At 65.6% G+C, this 15793-nt stretch carries 16 protein-coding genes and 2 pseudogenes; 9 read left to right on the forward strand and 9 right to left on the reverse strand.

What is annotated here, in order from left to right; all coding sequences use genetic code 11:
- Positions 1–136: 136 nt before the first annotated feature.
- Both NDO75_RS10585 and NDO75_RS10590 read right to left on the reverse strand, forming a co-directional pair.
- A complete protein-coding gene (locus NDO75_RS10585) occupies positions 137–1045 on the reverse strand; it encodes a serine/threonine-protein kinase RIO2 (RefSeq protein WP_310906183.1) in 909 nt (302 codons plus the stop codon).
- 288 nt (positions 1046–1333) lie between these two features.
- Positions 1334–2614 (reverse strand): alpha/beta hydrolase, encoded by a 1281-nt coding sequence (locus NDO75_RS10590; protein ID WP_310906185.1) that lies wholly within the window; start codon positions 2612–2614, stop codon positions 1334–1336.
- A gap of 194 nt (positions 2615–2808) precedes the next feature.
- Between NDO75_RS10590 and NDO75_RS10595 the strand changes: the two genes are divergently transcribed.
- The 6 genes from NDO75_RS10595 (at position 2809) to NDO75_RS10620 (ending at position 8174) form a co-directional block, all read left to right on the forward strand.
- Complete coding sequence (locus tag NDO75_RS10595; protein WP_310906186.1) at positions 2809–3645, forward strand: biotin/lipoate A/B protein ligase family protein; 837 nt, start codon at positions 2809–2811, stop codon at positions 3643–3645.
- Between the two features lie 64 nt (positions 3646–3709).
- On the forward strand, positions 3710–4582 hold the full coding sequence (locus NDO75_RS10600; RefSeq protein ID WP_310906780.1) for a deoxyribonuclease IV: 873 nt from the start codon (positions 3710–3712) through the stop codon (positions 4580–4582).
- A gap of 70 nt (positions 4583–4652) precedes the next feature.
- Complete coding sequence (locus tag NDO75_RS10605) at positions 4653–5456, forward strand: methyltransferase domain-containing protein (RefSeq protein ID WP_310906187.1); 804 nt, start codon at positions 4653–4655, stop codon at positions 5454–5456.
- A 109-nt stretch (positions 5457–5565) separates the two neighbouring features.
- Positions 5566–6297 carry a GNAT family N-acetyltransferase gene (locus NDO75_RS10610; RefSeq protein ID WP_310906188.1) on the forward strand — a complete coding sequence of 244 codons (732 nt, stop codon included), beginning with the start codon at positions 5566–5568 and terminating at the stop codon, positions 6295–6297.
- Between the two features lie 109 nt (positions 6298–6406).
- A complete protein-coding gene (locus NDO75_RS10615; protein WP_310906189.1) occupies positions 6407–7393 on the forward strand; it encodes an ABC transporter ATP-binding protein in 987 nt (328 codons plus the stop codon).
- A complete protein-coding gene (locus NDO75_RS10620; RefSeq protein WP_310906190.1) occupies positions 7386–8174 on the forward strand; it encodes an ABC transporter permease subunit in 789 nt (262 codons plus the stop codon). The genes NDO75_RS10615 and NDO75_RS10620 overlap by 8 nt, the downstream gene beginning before the upstream one ends.
- Positions 8175–8213: 39 nt before the next feature.
- On the opposite strand, the gene NDO75_RS10625 is transcribed toward NDO75_RS10620, so the two are convergent.
- Positions 8214–8876: a helix-turn-helix domain-containing protein gene (locus tag NDO75_RS10625; protein WP_310906191.1), complete on the reverse strand. Its 663-nt coding sequence runs from the start codon at positions 8874–8876 to the stop codon at positions 8214–8216.
- A gap of 139 nt (positions 8877–9015) precedes the next feature.
- On the opposite strand from NDO75_RS10625, the gene NDO75_RS10630 reads away from it, so the two are divergent.
- Complete coding sequence (locus tag NDO75_RS10630) at positions 9016–9396, forward strand: hypothetical protein (RefSeq protein WP_310906192.1); 381 nt, start codon at positions 9016–9018, stop codon at positions 9394–9396.
- 7 nt (positions 9397–9403) lie between these two features.
- On the opposite strand, the pseudogene NDO75_RS10635 reads toward NDO75_RS10630, so the two are convergent.
- Positions 9404–10184: pseudogene (locus NDO75_RS10635) on the reverse strand (hypothetical protein).
- Positions 10165–10637: pseudogene (locus tag NDO75_RS10640) on the reverse strand (DUF4442 domain-containing protein). Before NDO75_RS10640 ends, NDO75_RS10635 begins: the two co-directional pseudogenes overlap by 20 nt.
- Before the next feature lie 132 nt (positions 10638–10769).
- On the opposite strand from NDO75_RS10640, the gene NDO75_RS10645 reads away from it, so the two are divergent.
- Positions 10770–11489 (forward strand): alpha/beta fold hydrolase, encoded by a 720-nt coding sequence (locus NDO75_RS10645; protein ID WP_310906193.1) that lies wholly within the window; start codon positions 10770–10772, stop codon positions 11487–11489.
- 32 nt (positions 11490–11521) lie between these two features.
- On the opposite strand, the gene NDO75_RS10650 is transcribed toward NDO75_RS10645, so the two are convergent.
- Entirely contained in the window at positions 11522–12220 is a 699-nt protein-coding gene (locus NDO75_RS10650) for a hypothetical protein (RefSeq protein ID WP_310906194.1), read from the reverse strand.
- 131 nt (positions 12221–12351) lie between these two features.
- On the opposite strand from NDO75_RS10650, the gene NDO75_RS10655 reads away from it, so the two are divergent.
- Complete coding sequence (locus NDO75_RS10655; RefSeq protein ID WP_310906781.1) at positions 12352–13311, forward strand: TIGR00269 family protein; 960 nt, start codon at positions 12352–12354, stop codon at positions 13309–13311.
- Positions 13312–13582: 271 nt separating this feature from the next.
- Here the strand turns inward: NDO75_RS10655 and ftsZ are convergent, their stop codons facing one another.
- The 3 genes from ftsZ to NDO75_RS10670 all read right to left on the reverse strand — a co-directional run bounded on the left by ftsZ (position 13583) and on the right by NDO75_RS10670 (position 15793).
- On the reverse strand, positions 13583–14767 hold the full coding sequence (ftsZ, locus tag NDO75_RS10660) for a cell division protein FtsZ (RefSeq protein ID WP_310906195.1): 1185 nt from the start codon (positions 14765–14767) through the stop codon (positions 13583–13585).
- Between the two features lie 2 nt (positions 14768–14769).
- Positions 14770–14949 (reverse strand): ribbon-helix-helix domain-containing protein, encoded by a 180-nt coding sequence (locus tag NDO75_RS10665; RefSeq protein WP_310906196.1) that lies wholly within the window; start codon positions 14947–14949, stop codon positions 14770–14772.
- A gap of 196 nt (positions 14950–15145) precedes the next feature.
- The gene (locus NDO75_RS10670; RefSeq protein WP_310906197.1) at positions 15146–15793 is read right to left on the reverse strand and encodes a zinc ribbon domain-containing protein; all 648 of its coding nucleotides are present in this window, start codon (positions 15791–15793) and stop codon (positions 15146–15148) included.

Below are 15793 nucleotides of genomic sequence, written 5' to 3' on the forward strand. Positions count from 1 at the left end.
GAGCGAGTGTCGGATAGTACACTATTCGAACGTGCTCGAGGACGCGTCTCGAGGCGCTATTCGTCGAAGAGCAGAAAACCGTTGCTCGATCGAGGTCGAATCCGCTCGCGTACTCGCTACTGGGCAGCGGCCGATCTCACACGAAGTCCGCGACCGTCTCGAACGAATCCGCGGTGATCGACTCCGCCAACTCGTCGGCCTCGAGAGCGTCGGGGACGTGCTGGGGGTACTTCCGGCGGAAGTAGCCCACGATATTGGTCAGGTCACGCCGGAGGAACTCGTCGGCGTTCTCGTGGTCCGTCGGGACGGCCTGGGGCCAGTCGAAGATTTTCACGCCCGCTTCGTTGACGAAGACGTTGTACTCGCTCATATCGGCGTGGACGTATCCCTTCGCGTACGCGCGCGAGAGTTCCGAAATGAGCAGGTCGAGGACGCCCAGCACCTGCTCGTCCTCGAGGCGGGTCCGCGAGAGCTCGACGCCGTCCATCTTCTCCATGACGATGGCGTGGCGGTTCTGGCCGATCGGCTGGGGGACCGACACGTCGGGGTAGAGGTCCTCGAGAATCCCGTGTTCGCGCTCGGCGGCCTTCCGGGCGGTGTACATCCAGGAGACGTGGTCGTTGTCCGACGTGTAGTCGCGTTCTTTGTGGACCTCCCGGAAGTTCGTGTAGCCCTCACGGTGGTACTTCAGCGCCAGCGGTTTGTACGATTTGACCTCGTAGACGTCGCTCTCCTTGCCGACGCCGAGCGGCGAGCCGAACTCCGAAATCGTATCCTGTTCGACCAGCGCCCGCAGCGCCAGGGTATCGTATCCCTCGAACTGGAGGGTATAGCCCTCGTACTGGATCGTCTTCTTCTCGATCAGCCCGCGCTTGAGACAGCGCTCGAGCCGGTAATCGACCTCCTCCTCGGACAGATCGGCGAACTTCGGGAGCTTCTCGCGTTGGACCCATTCGGAGAAGCGCATCCCCTGTTCGACGCCCGAGAGGAGATAGAAGTCTTCCGTCTCGAGGTCCGGAAGCAATCCGGCGACGTTTCGCACCATACGACGGGATAGCCCGCGGGTACGTAAAAACGGCGTGACGAAGCGCCGAGGGTAGACGGCCGCCGACCGGGTCACCGACGTGACGACAGCGTGGTCCGGCATCGATGGCTGCCGGAATGTCGGGTTACGAGTCAGTAGGTGCGTCAGTCGCCGTCTCGCCGCTGTCACGTCCCTGCCGACCGATAAACCGCATACGATGATAGGAAAACGGCCAACGGGGCGGTCGTCGAACGATACGACGGTCGGTACCGACGGGGGCGTCTCGGTACAGGGGATCGGGTAGCCCCGTTAGCGCTGTCCGGCGCTGAAGAGCCGGCTCCAGTTATCCGTGCTCGCGGTCCGTCCGTCGCTGAACAGCCTGTCCCAGCTATCGGTACTCCGCGTATCGTTTTCGCCGAAGAGACTGTCCCAGCCGCTGGAATCCCGACCGTTTCGGTTTCCGAAGCGGCTATTCCAGCTATCGAAACCGTTGTCGCTCCCGTTAGCGCGTCCCCGATCGAAAGCGCGATCGCTTCTGCCGGTCGGACTCGAGCCTTCGAACCAGCTCTGGCCGTCCTCCTCGCTCGCGTCCGGCCAGAGGTCGTCGTTCCCGAACGGTGAATCGTCGTTTCCGTCCCACTGGCTGCCGTCGGTACCGTCACTCGGTTGTTCACCCATGTTCGACTCGCCGTCGTTGGAATTCGAATCGCTGCCGCCGTCGCTCGAGCCGCTCGCGTCGAAGCTGTTGACCAGATTTCGTGCGATCACCGTCGAGCCGAGGTAGCCGAGGTGGCTGCTGACGGCATCGCTGACGTCGACGTCGGTGAAATTATCGGGAATCGATCCACCGCTGCCGCCGAGGAAGCCGCCACCGCCGCCGCAGTCCGCGCCGTCGGAGCCGAGGCCGCCGCCCGTGGCTCCGTACGCGGAACCGACAATCGTGTCGTTGGTCGAGTAGTAGTTACGCACCTCGCCGGCGTTGGCGGCGATGGCGCTGCCGTACTCGGCCTCGGTACAGACGCTGCTCGAGGGAACGGCCGCGCCGAGGGGTGCGACGGTGTCGATCGTGTACGATTCCCCGATCTGGGCGAGCGTCTCGAGGACGACCAGGCCGCCAAGCGAGTGGCCGACGAGCCGGACGGTGCCACCCGTTTCGTCTTTGTACGCCTCGATGAGGTCGGCCAGCGCTCCGGCGGCGCTGGTCGCTTCCTCCTGTGCGCCGACGAAGTTCGGGTTCGACGCGTTCCAGACCCCGGCGACCGGCGTCGCTTCGTACCCCGCCTCGGCCATCGGTCGATACACCTGGCTCGCCTGTGCCGTCGCGCCCGTGTTTCCGAACCAGCCGTGGACGGAGATCACGAGTTCTTCGTCGGTCGGGAGCGACTGGGGCGAACCGCTCGAGAGATCGATCTCCACGGTTCCGCCGAACCCACCGCCGAATCCGCCGGTCTGGGCGGCTGCCGACCCCGACGAAGCGGCCATGCCCGCTGCCCCGACGATGCCGATCCCGGCGGTCTTGATCACCGTCCGCCGACTCAGGCTGTTCGAACTCGGTTCGTGCTCCGCCGTCTTCCGATCGTTTCCTGCCATTGCGCAGCGAAGGATCGCGTCGCACTGCAGTTTACTATAATTCACGTAACCTCGTCGCGGGATAATTCGAGGCTGCGGGACTGTTCGTCCCGGGGACGATCGAGCGTCCGGATCGGTGAAACGGTCGTGGATCAGCGTCGACGTGGCCGGCGTCGGTCGGAATCGCTTTCCAAGAGCCGCCCGTTGCTCCGAGTATGACGGCGCTTGCAGACCGCCCGTGGCGGCTGATCCGGGACGTACCTCGCGACGGAGCGACGCAAATGGCTCTCGAGGAGGTCGCCGCGCGAACGGCCCTCGAGGACGACGTCCGAACCGTCAGAACCTACTCGTGGGAGCCGAGCACGCTCTCGCTGGGGTACCGTCAGGACGCCGAGACGGTGGACTGGGAGTTCTGCGACCGGGAGGGGATCGACGTGACGCGCCGCCAGACCGGCGGCGGCGGGATCTATCACGACCGTTACGCCGATATTTCGTATACGATCGTCGCTCCGGCCGACGAGGTCCCCGGCGATCTAATGGACTGTTACGAACTGTTCTGCGAACCCGTTCTCGAGGCCTTCGACCGACTGGGCGTCGACGCCGATTTCGCAACGGTCGAGCAGGACGCGATCTATCAGCCGTCGTGCTACCTGCGCGACATCAACCCGGCACACGACATCGTCGCATCCGCCGACGTAGGCGCGCTGGCGAAGAAGATCAGCGGTAACGCCCAGTACCGCCAGCGCGACGTGGTCATCCAGCACGGCTCGATCAGTTACGCCCTCGAGCCCCGGACCCACGTGGGCGTCTTCGACGCCGATCTCGAGGAATCGACGTTCACCGATCGCGTGACGAGCATCAGCGACGAGGCCGGGATCGGCCGCGAGGAAGCCGTCGACGCGATCGCAGGGGCGCTGGGCGACTGGTGTGACGCCGACGAAGCGACGTGGTGCGGTAGCGAACTCGAGGCTGCTCGAGACCTCGCCGCCCGGAAGTTCGGCAGCGACGCGTGGGTTCGAGAGCGGGAGGTCCTCGAAGCGAGCGAGGGATGACGATGGGGTTCCGCGCCGGTCCGTTATACCTATCACGGCCCGGTACTGACGGGAATTTATGACGATGAAGGTCGGCGCACACGTTTCGATCTCCGGCTCGCGCGTCTCCTCGGACGACGAGACGCCGCCGTACGACGACATCCGCAACGCGGTCCACCGCCAGCTCGCCTTCGGCGGCAACTGCGGGCAGATATTCACCACTTCTCCGCAGGTCTGGGCCCAGCCCGAGATCGGCGACGAGGCCGCCGAAGGCTTTCGGGCGGCGACCGACGAGAAACTCGAGGGACCGTGGGTGATTCACTCCGCGTATCTCGTGAACCTCTGTACGCCGAAAGACGACCTCCGGCGGAAATCGATGGAGAGCATGCAGGCCGAACTCGACGCCGCCGAGCGCCTCGGCGTTCCGTACGTCAACGTCCACCTCGGGGCCCACACCGGCGCGGGCGTCGACGGGGGGCTGGACAACGCTGCGAGCGTCATCGACGACCTCGAGGTGCCCGACGGCGTCCAGATCCTCATCGAGTCCGACGCGGGCAGCGGGACGAAACTCGGCGGCGAGTTCGACCACCTCGCGGGGATCGTCGACCGCACCGACACCGATATCGGCATCTGTATCGACACCGCCCACACGCTCGTCGCGGGCAACGACCTCACGACCCCCGAGGCCGTCGACGAGACGGTCGGGCGGTTCGACGACGTGGTCGGGCTCGAGTATCTCGAGTACATCCACCTCAACGACTCGAAACACGACGTGGGCACGCACAAGGACGAACACGCCCACATCGGCGAGGGCTACATCGGCGAGGACGGCATGCGCGCGATCGTGAACCACCCGGATCTGCGCCACCTGCCGTTCGCGCTCGAGACGCCGACGGAGGACGGCCGCGGCTTCGCCTGGAACATCGAGAAGGTGCGGGAACTGCGCGACGACGAATAGCCGAGCGCCCGGCTCCCCGCCGCCTCGAGAAACCGACCCGTTTTTCATCCGAGCCGCCGCGTGTGGAACCGTGCGCGAGTTCTCGGAATCCTACCTCGACCGGACCCGCGAGGGGATGTGGGCCGACTCCCGCGCGGCCCTCGAGCCGCTGGCCCTCGACACTCGCGACCGAATTCTCGACGTCGGCTGCGGGACCGGCGAGTTGAGCCGCGTCCTGGCCGCGGAGTCGTCGGGTGAGGTGATCGCCTGTGACGCCGATTTGGACCTGTTGGCAGCCGCCGCCGAGCACGTCCCGGCCGTCGCCGGTGACGCTCTCCGGTTACCGTTCGCCGACGACGCCGTCGACCTCGTCGTTTGCCAGGCGTTGCTCATCAACCTGCCCGACCCCGCGGCCGCCGTCACCGAGTTCGCCCGCGTCTCGAGTGACCTCGTCGCGGCCGTCGAACCCGACAACGCCGCGGTCGAGATCGACTCGAGCGTCGACGCGGAGGGAACCCTCGAGCGCCGGGCACGGCGGGCGTACCTCGACGGCGTCGATACCGACGTGGCGCTGGGGGCCGACGCCCGCGAGGCCTTCGAGACGGCGGGACTCGAGGTGATCGCGACCCGCCGGTACGACCACGTCCGAACGGTCGAACCGCCGTACAGCGAGGGGGCGCTGACGGCAGCTCGCCGGAAGGCGACCGGCGAGGGGCTGGCCGACGATCGAGAGACGATGCTCGCAGGCGAACTATCCGAGGGCGAGTACGACGACCTCCGCGGCTCGTGGCGCGAAATGGGCCGGGACGTGATCGAGCAGATGCGCGACCGTGAGTACCGTCGCGAGGAGGTCGTCCCGTTCCACGTGACCGTCGGCCGGGTTCCGGAGTCGTAGTTTTCGGCGGCGACGCACCGAAGCCCCGCCGGTCTGTCTGCGACCCGTACTGTGTCGAGTGGTAACATCTGACAATCTCTAAATGCGAGGCCGGTGAACTAGTCCGCCCATGCAAGCGATCGAAAAACCCCGATTCGAGACCGACGACCAGGAACGGCTCTACGACTACGTCGAGCGAAACGGTGCCGTCACCACCGACGATCTCGAGGCGGCGTTCTCGATGGAGCCCCGTCGACTGAAGGAGTCGATCGCCGCACTCGAGGCCGACGGCTACCTCGAGTCCGACGACGGTCTCCTTCGCATCGCGATCGAGGCCGGTGCCGAGACGGAGCACACGGTCGAGGGGCTCACGTTCACGATCCGACCGGCCCAGCAGAGCGACCTCAAGGGAATCGTCGGCGTGATGCGCGAGGTTGCCGAGGAGAACGACTACCTCGTCGCGGAGTCCGTCGTCGATCTGCTCGACCGCGAGGAGGTCGTCTTCCGGCACAACGACATCGAGTCTCGGGTCTTCTTCGTCGCCACCGTCGACGACGAGGTCGTCGGCTGGGTCCACCTCCGCTCGCCCAACTTCGAGAAACTCGCCCACACCGCCGAACTCACGATGGGCGTCTTGGAGGAACACCGCGGCCACGGGATCGGCAGTCAACTGATGGAGCGAGGACTGAAGTGGGCCGACTCGAACGGCTACGAGAAGGTCTATCAGAGCATCCCCGCGACGAATCAGGACGCCGTCCGGTTCCTCGAGGACCATCGCTGGGAGACCGAGGCCATCCGACAGGCCCACTACAAGATCGACGGCCAGTACGTCGCCGAGCAGATGATGGGCGTCATGCTGTGAGCGGCCCCGCTCGCCAACGGTTTTTCGGACCGCTCGCTCGCGACCGGTTGGGCCGTCACGAGTCGGAAATATCCGGCACACCGATATGCTCTCCGCGTGAAACGATCGTATGGCCGCGATCGAACTCGAGGGACTGACGAAAGATTTCGGGGCAGTGCTCGCCAACGACGACGTCACGTTCGACGTCGAGCGTGGCGAGATCTTCGGCTATCTCGGGCCGAACGGCGCGGGAAAGACGACGACGATCCGAACGCTGCTGGGGTTTCTCTCGCCGACCGCCGGAACGGCCCGACTGCTGGGCCACGACGTGACCGACGAGGGAGAGCTACTCGAGGCAAAACGGAAACTGGGCTACCTCCCGGACAGCCCGGCGTTCGACGAGACGGCGACCGGACGCGAGATCATCGACCTGCACGGCTCGATCAAGGGCGACGAGCGCAGCGACGAACTACTCGAGCTGTTCGAGCCGCCGCTGGACCGCGAAGTGCGGGACTACTCGCGGGGGAACGTCCAGAAGCTGGGGCTGGTGACGACGTTCATGCACGATCCGGAGCTGGTGATCTTGGACGAGCCGACCAGCGGACTCGACCCCCTGCTCCAGCAGCGATTCACCGAGTTCGTCCGGGACGAACGCGAGCAGGGGCTGACCGTGTTCTTCTCCTCGCACATTCTGGGCGAGGTGCGGAAGCTGTGCGACCGAGTCGGCATCATCCGGAACGGGCGGCTGGTGACGGTCGAGCCGGTCGATTCGCTTCTGAACCGGAGCGGGAAACTCGTCCGTCTACACGCCACGGAGTCGATCCCGATTCACGATCTCGAGATCGACGGTGTCCACGACCTCGCCGCCGCGTCCGACGCCGGCTCGAGTGCGGACGACGAGTACGTATTCACGTTCACCGGCGACGTCAACGACCTGCTCGCGGCGCTCCGAGAGTACCGGTTGATTGACCTCTCGATCGAGGAAGCGCCCCTCGAGGAGGTATTCATGCGGTTTTACGGCGGCGAGGAAGAGGTCGCTGGCGGCGATCAGAACGATCGAGTGGCCGCCAGTGTCGACACGACGGGTAACGATGTCGGGGGTGGCGACGATGTTTGAACTGACCAGATACGACGCCCGACGGCGGGTTCGCGGCAGCGTCTACCTCTCGGTCGGCCTCTCCCTGCTCGCTGCCATGGTCGTCTGGGTCTACCCGTCGTTCGCGGCCGAGATCGATCTGGATCAGCTGATTTCCGCCTACCCGGAGCCGATCCTCCAGATCATGGGAATCCAGACGATGGCGAGTCTCGGCGGCTTCCTCTCGTTCGAACTCTACACGTTCGGCTGGGTGATCCTGCTCGGACTGTATCTGGCCTACAGCACGGCAGGCGTGATCGCCGACGACGTCGACCGCGGTCGGATGGACGTCCTGCTCGCGATGCCGATCTCGCGCCGCAGGCTGGTCGGTGAGCGCTTCGGCGCGATGGCCGTTCCGATCGTCGGCGCGAACGTCCTCCCGCCGATCGTCGTCCTCGTCGGTGCCGAGTTGATCGACGAACAGTTAGCCGTCGCTGACGTGCTCGCGGTCCACCTGCTGTCGATCCCCTATCTGTTCGCCTGTGCCGGGATCGGCCTGCTGGCCTCGGTCGCCGTCGATCGGGCCGCGATCGCCCAGCGGGTCGCCCTCGGCGTTACGTTCGCGCTGTTCCTCTCCGAGTCGCTGCTTACCGGGACCGACGCCGAGATCGTCGGCGCGATCGCTCCCATGCGCTACTACGATCCGAACGCGATCCTGCTCGAGGGGAGCTACGATGTCGCCGGCGCGGGCATCTTGATCGCGATGGCCGTCGCGTTCCTCGTCGTTGCGCAGCTGTGGTTTACACGCACTGACATCGACTGACCGCGGCCACGATTTCTCGATGGCTCGACCGCTTGCAGGTTACGACGTCCGATCGTCGCGGTAGATCGTGTTCTCGACGAGCGTTTTGACGCCGCGGCGGAACCGTTCGGAGGTCGCGTTCGGCGAGATGTCGAACCGCTCGCCGAGTTCGGCGAGCGAACACGACCGCGGAATGTCGAGGTAGCCGTCCTCGACCGCGGCGACGAGTGTCTCGCGCTGCGGTTCCGTCAGCCCGTACTGGGACCGCGAGTCTTCGATGATTTCGCGTTCCTCGTACAGTTCCCGGATCTCGATGTCGATATCGCGTTCGACAAAGAAGCTGTGATAGCGCTCGAGCGCCTCGTTGTTGGGGAAGGCCACGCGAATGTACCAGCCGTCGGCAGTCGCCGTCACCTCCCGTAAGACGCTTCGGTCTTCGAGTATCGTCTGGTAGATGCTCGAGCGGCGCCCCTCGGACGTCAACTCGAACCGGTAGAGCCGTCTATTGGGGACTTCTGCGACCCGCGAGAACGAATCGATAGTCGGATCGGTCTCGAGCCCCGCCTCGAACGTCTCGTAGTCGTCGCTCTCGACCCAGACGAGCAATTGATGTGTTCCGTCTTCGGTGAAATCGGACTGTTCCCACGTGACCGTACTGTCGGGGGCAGACGAGAGCCCTTCGCGCAAGATAGGGTAGTCGACCCAGAACGTCGTAAGTAGCATACAAGCGATGGTTTCCGCTACGAATCCCTTTCTCTTCCCCGTTTTGGCTCTATCCATCACTAACAACCAGAAACACGAACATAAACGGCGTGAATACTTACGCCGTAGACGTATTCGGCAGCCTCGCCATTACTGAACGATGGCTGACCGGAACACGGAAGGGGGAGCGGGAGACGAATCGATCGACGCGTCCTTCGACGCGCTGAGCGACGCGCATCGCCGATCTCTCTGTCGATACGTGATGCAAACGGCGGGCGACACCGCCACCTACGAAGAGTTCGTCGACCACGTCCTCGAGGACGATTCGGAGACGGCCCTCGAGGACCTCGAGCGGCAGACCGTCGAACTGGAGCTTCGGCACACGCATCTGCCGAAACTCGACGCCGTCGGCGTCGTCGATTACGATCCGCAGGGCGAGACCGTCCGCGTCGATCACGAGACGTTGACGGATCGACTCGAGCGGGTTCGATCGACGGTCGACGACCTGCAGGAGGCGGGGCCGGACCGGGACGACGAGTAGTACGGCGTCAGACCACGTCGCCGCGGACCGTCACGCCGTCCTGGCGCTCGCGCCAGGCGTGGAGTTCCTGTGCCGCGGTTTCGGCCTCGTCGTCGTCCAGACCGAGCATCTCCAGGGCCGCCGACAACGTCGGCAGCGCGAGTTCGCCCTCGCGGAGCTTTCGGAACGCTTCGTCGCTTCTGGTCCCCTCGGCCCAGAGGCAGACCCCGCGCGGGTCGAGCAGTTGCGTGTAGTCCTCGCGCAGTCGCGCGCCGCGCAGCCGCTGGGTGACGTTGTCCTCGAACGGCGCGTTACAGACCTCGAGGTGGACGGGCTCGTCGTCCTCGAGGAGGTGGGCTGCGAGACACTGTTCGGGAGCGGCGTGGCCGTTCGCGTTCGCCCGAAGATAATCGGGATGTTCGCGGGCCCAGTCGGCACGGACGGACTTGCCGATCCCCTCGACGCCGTATTCGGCGGCGATCGCGTCGGTGTCGACCGCCTCGCTGTCGCTGTCGTCGCGCATGAGTATGTCCTTGGTCAGGTAGACATCCAGACGCTCGACGGGGTCGAGTCCGAGCGCGACGTCGCCGAACGCCCACACCTCGCGGACAGGTACCGGCATCCGCTCGTTCGCGACGGTGTCGACGAGGCGCTCGAGGCGGTCGACCGCCGCTTCCCGATCGAAGCCACTCATTAGCTGTGCTGGGTCCCCGAGTCGCAAAACGGTTTCCCGTCTCCGATCCGGCTGCGGCCGATTCCGATGCGCCTCGAGCCCGTGTGCTCGTCCCGTCAGACTCCTTTGGAGCGATCCGTCGTCACGTAGACGGTCTTCCGAACGGTCGCGTGAACGGTTCCCTCGTCGTCGACGAGGTCGACTGTGTAGTGGCGATCGACGGACTCGGTGTCGGCGGCCGCGAGTTCGGCGCAGATCGCCGCGATCTCCTCGTCGGTGATCGTAAACGTCGCGTACAGCGCCTCTCGACCGGGATTTTTGAACCGTATCTCGGCCTCCTTGTCCCAGACGACGTAGCCGTCGCCGAGCTTCTTCAGGAGCATCATCATGTAAAACGGGTCGACGGCGGCGTACATGCTCCCGCCGAAGATCGTGCCGACGTAGTTTCGCGTCCGCCAGCTCAGGGGGAGTTTCACTCGAACCTCCGACCAGTCCGTCGCGATGTGCGTGACGCGGGCACCGGTACCGCGGTAAGCCGGAAAGCAGTTGAACCGATCCGAAAGAGGCGTGCGCGAAGGGACTCGAGCATACGCCGGTTCGGTCGAGCGCGAGGAAAGCGGTTGGCAAACGGCGGGCCCGTGTGCGGCCGTTGAACGGATCTCACCGGCAGGAGTTGTGTCAGGAGCGCAGATTTTTACCGTCGCCCGGTGAACGCCATCTCATGCGACACCGGATCTTCAACGAGGACGGCGACGAGGACCTCGTCTTCGTCATGGGCTGGGGGAACCGCTGGACCCACGAGAACGTCAGCTGGCTCCTCGGGACGCTGACCGAGGCCGGCTACCGGGTGCACGCGTTCGAACTCCCGACCAACATCGACGATTTCAAAGCCGACTGGCTCGAGCCGGTCGCCGAGTACGTCCGCGGCCTCGACGGCTACCAGCTCCTCGGCCACAGCGCCGGCGCGCTGATCGCACAGGCCTTAGACGGCGCGGACAACCACGTCTACCTGAGCCCGTGGTGGGGCTACGGCGGGGGCTTCCCCGAACCGGTGCTCGAGGCGGTGTCGGCGGTGCCGACGACGTTCCCCTGCCTGCCGATCGGCGACCTCGATCGGGAGGCGCTGGGCGAGCGGGCGACCGACCACCAGATCGCCACGACGCCCTCGTGGGTTTCCCCGACGTTCGTCCGGGAGACCCGCCGCGCACAGCGAGAGCTGCTGACGATCGATCACGACGCCGTCGTCTTCTGCTCGCTGCGCGACCCCGTCGTCGATCTCCGTCCGATCGGCGAGCGGGTCCCCGCCGCTCACGTCGTCCTCTACGACGGCGGCCACGAACTGTTCTCCGCCGCCGCCCGCGACCGCTACGTCGACCTCCTGCTCGCCGCCCTCGAGGACGGATCCGACGCCGTCGAGGAGCGCCCGACGGTGCCGGCCTGAAGCGGTCGACTCGGCCGCGTCGACGAGCGCGTTCAGAGCGCTTCGACCAGCGCACGCAGTTGCGGCCCGCCCTCGAGCAGCGCTCGCGGAAACCGCTGCCGTGCGGTCCCGAGCGCCTCGGCGAGGTGGCTCGCAGCGTCGACGAAGACGCCGGTCCCGTGTCCGACGAGGAGCCGTTCGGGCGCGATCCCCGCGAAAACGCCCGTCGGGACGACCGGCCGGAGGAGCAGGTAGACCGCGAGTCGCTCGTCACCCGCGAGGTACGGCGGCGCGGTCCCGAGGAGATCGGGCACGTAGAGCGTCCCGTCCGATCGGCGGTAGGCGATCGCTTCCGACCAGCCCGGCAGCGGGCTCACTTCGCGGACCGCGAACCCCGACCGTTCGAGGTCGCCGTCGAAGCGCTCGAGCGGCGCGTCGAGTCGCTCCGATACGCGGCCCAGCCACCTCGGGACGTAGACGGGCACGTCGAACCGCTTGGCGAATCGGTCGGCGTCGCGAGCGTGGTAAGCGGAACAGACGACGACGCCCGCCACGTCCCCGAGCGCTTCGATCTCCGCGTCGATTCCGGGTGCCTCGAGCGGATCGAACAGCCAGACGCGGCCGTCGTCACCGTACAGGGCGTGACTCGCCCGTAACCCGGCCTCGTCGGGATGGGCGAGCCAGCCGAATCCGCCGTCGAACGCGTCGATCCGCTCGAACCCCGTCGACGGCGTCCTGTCGTAGATCACCATGTGTCGGCGTCGCACGGGTGGCCGGAATACGTTTCGATCGACGCGGCTTCACCACCGTTTCGGAGCCGTTCGACCCGCGGCGAGGCGGGGAGACGAAACGGACATACGCGTCCGACGGCAACGTGAGCGCGATGGACTGCAACCGGTGCGACGAGGAGGCGATCATGCACGCCGCCTACTCCGGGTCCCACCTCTGTGCGGACCACTTCCGCGAGTCGGTCGAAAAGCGGGTCCGCCGACGGGTCCGACGGGACGATCTCGTCCCCCACGACGCGACGCCGGAGAACCCCCAGACGTGGGTGATCGGCCTCTCCGGGGGAAAGGACAGCGTCGTCCTCACGCAGATCCTCCACGAGACGTTCGCCGAGGATCCCCGCATCGAACTCGTGGGCCTGACGATTCACGAAGGGATCGAGGGCTACCGCGATAAATCGGTCGAGGCCTGCGTCGAACTCGGCGAGGAACTGGATATCCGCCACGAACTCGTCAGTTACGAGGAGGAGTTCGGCGTCCGGATGGACGACGTCGTCGAGGACGACCCCGAAAACATGGCCGCCTGCGCGTACTGCGGCGTGTTCCGCCGTGATCTACTCTCGAAATACGCCGAGAAACTCGAGGCCGACCTCCTTCTGACCGGCCACAACTTAGACGACGAGGCCCAGACCGCGCTGATGAACTTCCTCGAGGGCGACGTCGAACAGATGGCGAAACACTTCGACGCCAGCCTCGGGCCGCTCTCCGATCGCGAGGAGCAAGACGAGTTCGTCCCGCGCGCGAAGCCCCTGCGAGACGTGCCCGAAAAGGAGGTCGCCCTCTACGCTCACGTCGAGGACCTCCCGGCTCACATCACCGAGTGCCCCCACGCAAGCGAAGCCTACCGGGGCGAGATCCAGCAACTGCTCTACGATCTCGAGGAGAACCACCCCGGAACGCGCCACTCGATCCTCTCGGGATACGAGGAACTGGCCGAGATCGCCGCCAAGCGGTACGCCGGCGACGACGGCGCGGACCTGCGCGAGTGCGTCGAATGCGGCTCGACCACCACTCGCGAGGTCTGCCGGAAGTGTTCGCTGCTCGAGTCGCTGGCCTGACCCCACCCGTCTTCTCGCGTCGGTTCGACCCGTCGAGCCGTTCGTTCGAGGGCGGCACCGGCACCGCCACTCGGAATCGCCGATTTGAGCGCGTATACGGCCGTAAACGCGAGTTTCGACGCCCTCTCGGAGACGTCCTCGTCTCGAACTCGATACTCCGAGCCCTCTCCCGGCGAGCGTCGCGACTAATCGTATCGAGACCGCAAGCCGCGGCACGGAAACCGGGCCGACCGCGGCGAAAAGTGGTGTGTGTCGTGAGTCGCGTGCCGTCTTACCGGATCACGTCGACGCCGTTCTCTCGCTCGAGTTCGTCGCGGCCGCCGTCGCTCTGTGCGCCGAAGCCGGAACCGCCCTCGACGTTGTTGCTCGCGTCGAAGTTGGCGTCGTTGACGCCTTCGATGCTCTGGCGGGACTTGTCGGCCTGCTTCTGGGTGGTCGGACCGAGCACCTGGGCGCTCTGGACGCCGGTCATGATCGCCATGACGCGGACCTTGCCCTTGTAGTTCTCCTGAATTCGAGCACCCCAGATGACGTTCGCCGAGGCCTCGAGGCGCTCGGTGATGTTGTCGGCGATGCCCTCGGCCTCTTTCAGCGTGAGATCGGGGCCGCCGGTGATGTGGACGAGCCCGCCCGACGCGCCGCGGTAGTCGACGTCGAGCAGCGGGTGGTTCATCGCGTCCTTGACGACCTCGTCGGTCTTGTTCTTGTCCTGGGTCTCGCCGACCAGCATGACGGCGACGCCGCCCTGGTTCATGATCGTGGACATGTCCGCGTAGTCCAGGTTGATCAGCGAGGGCTGGGTGATCGTCTCCGAGATCCCCTTGACGGTCTCGGCGATGATCTGGTCCATCACCGAGAACGCCTTCCCGATCGGCAGATTCGGGACGTAGTCGAGCAGCCGGTTGTTGTCCAGCACGATGATCGAGTCGGCCTGCTCGCGCAGTTTCTCGAGGCCTTCCTCGGCTTTCACCGTGCGGGCGCGTTCGACGTTGAACGGCGTCGAGACCATCCCGACGACGATTGCGCCCTGATCCTTGGCGATCTCCGAGACGACGGGGGCGGCACCCGTGCCGGTACCGCCGCCCATGCCCGCGGTCACGAACACGAGGTCCGCATCGCCGAGGACCTCCTTGATCGTGCTCTGGGCCATCTCGGTCGCGCGCTCGCCCATCGACGGGTCGCCACCGGCACCGAGCCCGTTAGTGAGCGACTTGCCGACGAGGATCTTCGTGTCGGCCTCGATCATCTTCAGGTGCTGTTTGTCCGTGTTGATCGCCACGGTGTCGGCACCGTCGACGCCGATGTTGTACAGTCGGTTGATCGTGTTGTTACCGGCACCGCCGCAACCGACGATGACGATTCGGGGATCCCCGAACTCGTCGTCGTCCATCGAGACGTCCATGTCCCGGGCCTCTTCCTCCGCATTTTCGAGGGCGTCTTGTACGATATCCTGCATCGTTACACCTTGGCCCAGTTGCGCTTGCCGGACTTCTCGCTGGGTGCGTCCTGTTGTTCGTTGATCATCTCACGGACGGCCGACCGGATCGCCTCGCTCCGGTTCGGGAACTCGCCCGAGTCGACCAGTTGTTCGACCTCTTCGATCTGCTGTTTCGGGATTCGCAGTGTCACACGCTCCATGGTTGTATTCCCCGTTGGGGTAAGACGGTGGCGCGCCCCTGTCAGACGCGGCGTGTCTTACGTTCGAACCGCCCGTCATCGGGCGATTTCCCGTCTTGTCGACGGGTGTAAGACAATCCGTCTTACGCGACTAAGGCGATGATTGTCTTGGATAATAAAACTATCGGCGACGGTGACGTTCCGTGTCTTACACTGGTCAGTACTGGTTAGTTTCGGACTCGAGAACGTCCGCTGCGGGTGTCCGACGACCGCAGCCGGGACAGAACGACCAGTCGGACCTGATCTCGTCGCCGCAATCGCAGAACAGCCGCCGGGACGCCTTTTCGCCACAGTTAGGGCAGTACACGTGGTCGCCGTCGAGGTGGTCCCCACACTGGTTGCACTGTCGTCCGCCGTCACGGTCGCGAGGCTGCGTCTCCGCTCGTTTCTGGGCCCGGCCCGTCGATCTGTCGCCTGGTCGATTCCCGTCCGCGGTCTTACGCGCGCGGTCGCCATCGATTCTGACTCGCTCGTCCGACTCGAGTGTCGCGCCCTCGAGCGAGATCGTCAGGTCGAGATCACGTGGCTCGGTCGAGGGCGTCGGTTCTCGCGAGCGCTCGTCAGGAGCGTCGAGTCCGAGTTCCCGAAGCCGCTCCTCGAGTCGCTCGTCGACCTGCTCGCGGACGAGGTCGTCGATCGCGCCCGTCCCATCACGGTCCGGTTCCGCGTCGGCCCCGTCGGTATCGGATGCACCGTCCTCGAGATACGCCCGGAGCGCCTCCCGCATCGCTTCGCTCTTGGACGCGTCGAGCGCCTCGAGTTGGTCGACGAGGTCGTCGTCGGCGCGGAACGTGATCTTGCTCAT

The organism is Natrinema sp. 1APR25-10V2 (genome assembly GCF_031626495.1).
Taxonomy (GTDB): domain Archaea; phylum Halobacteriota; class Halobacteria; order Halobacteriales; family Natrialbaceae; genus Natrinema.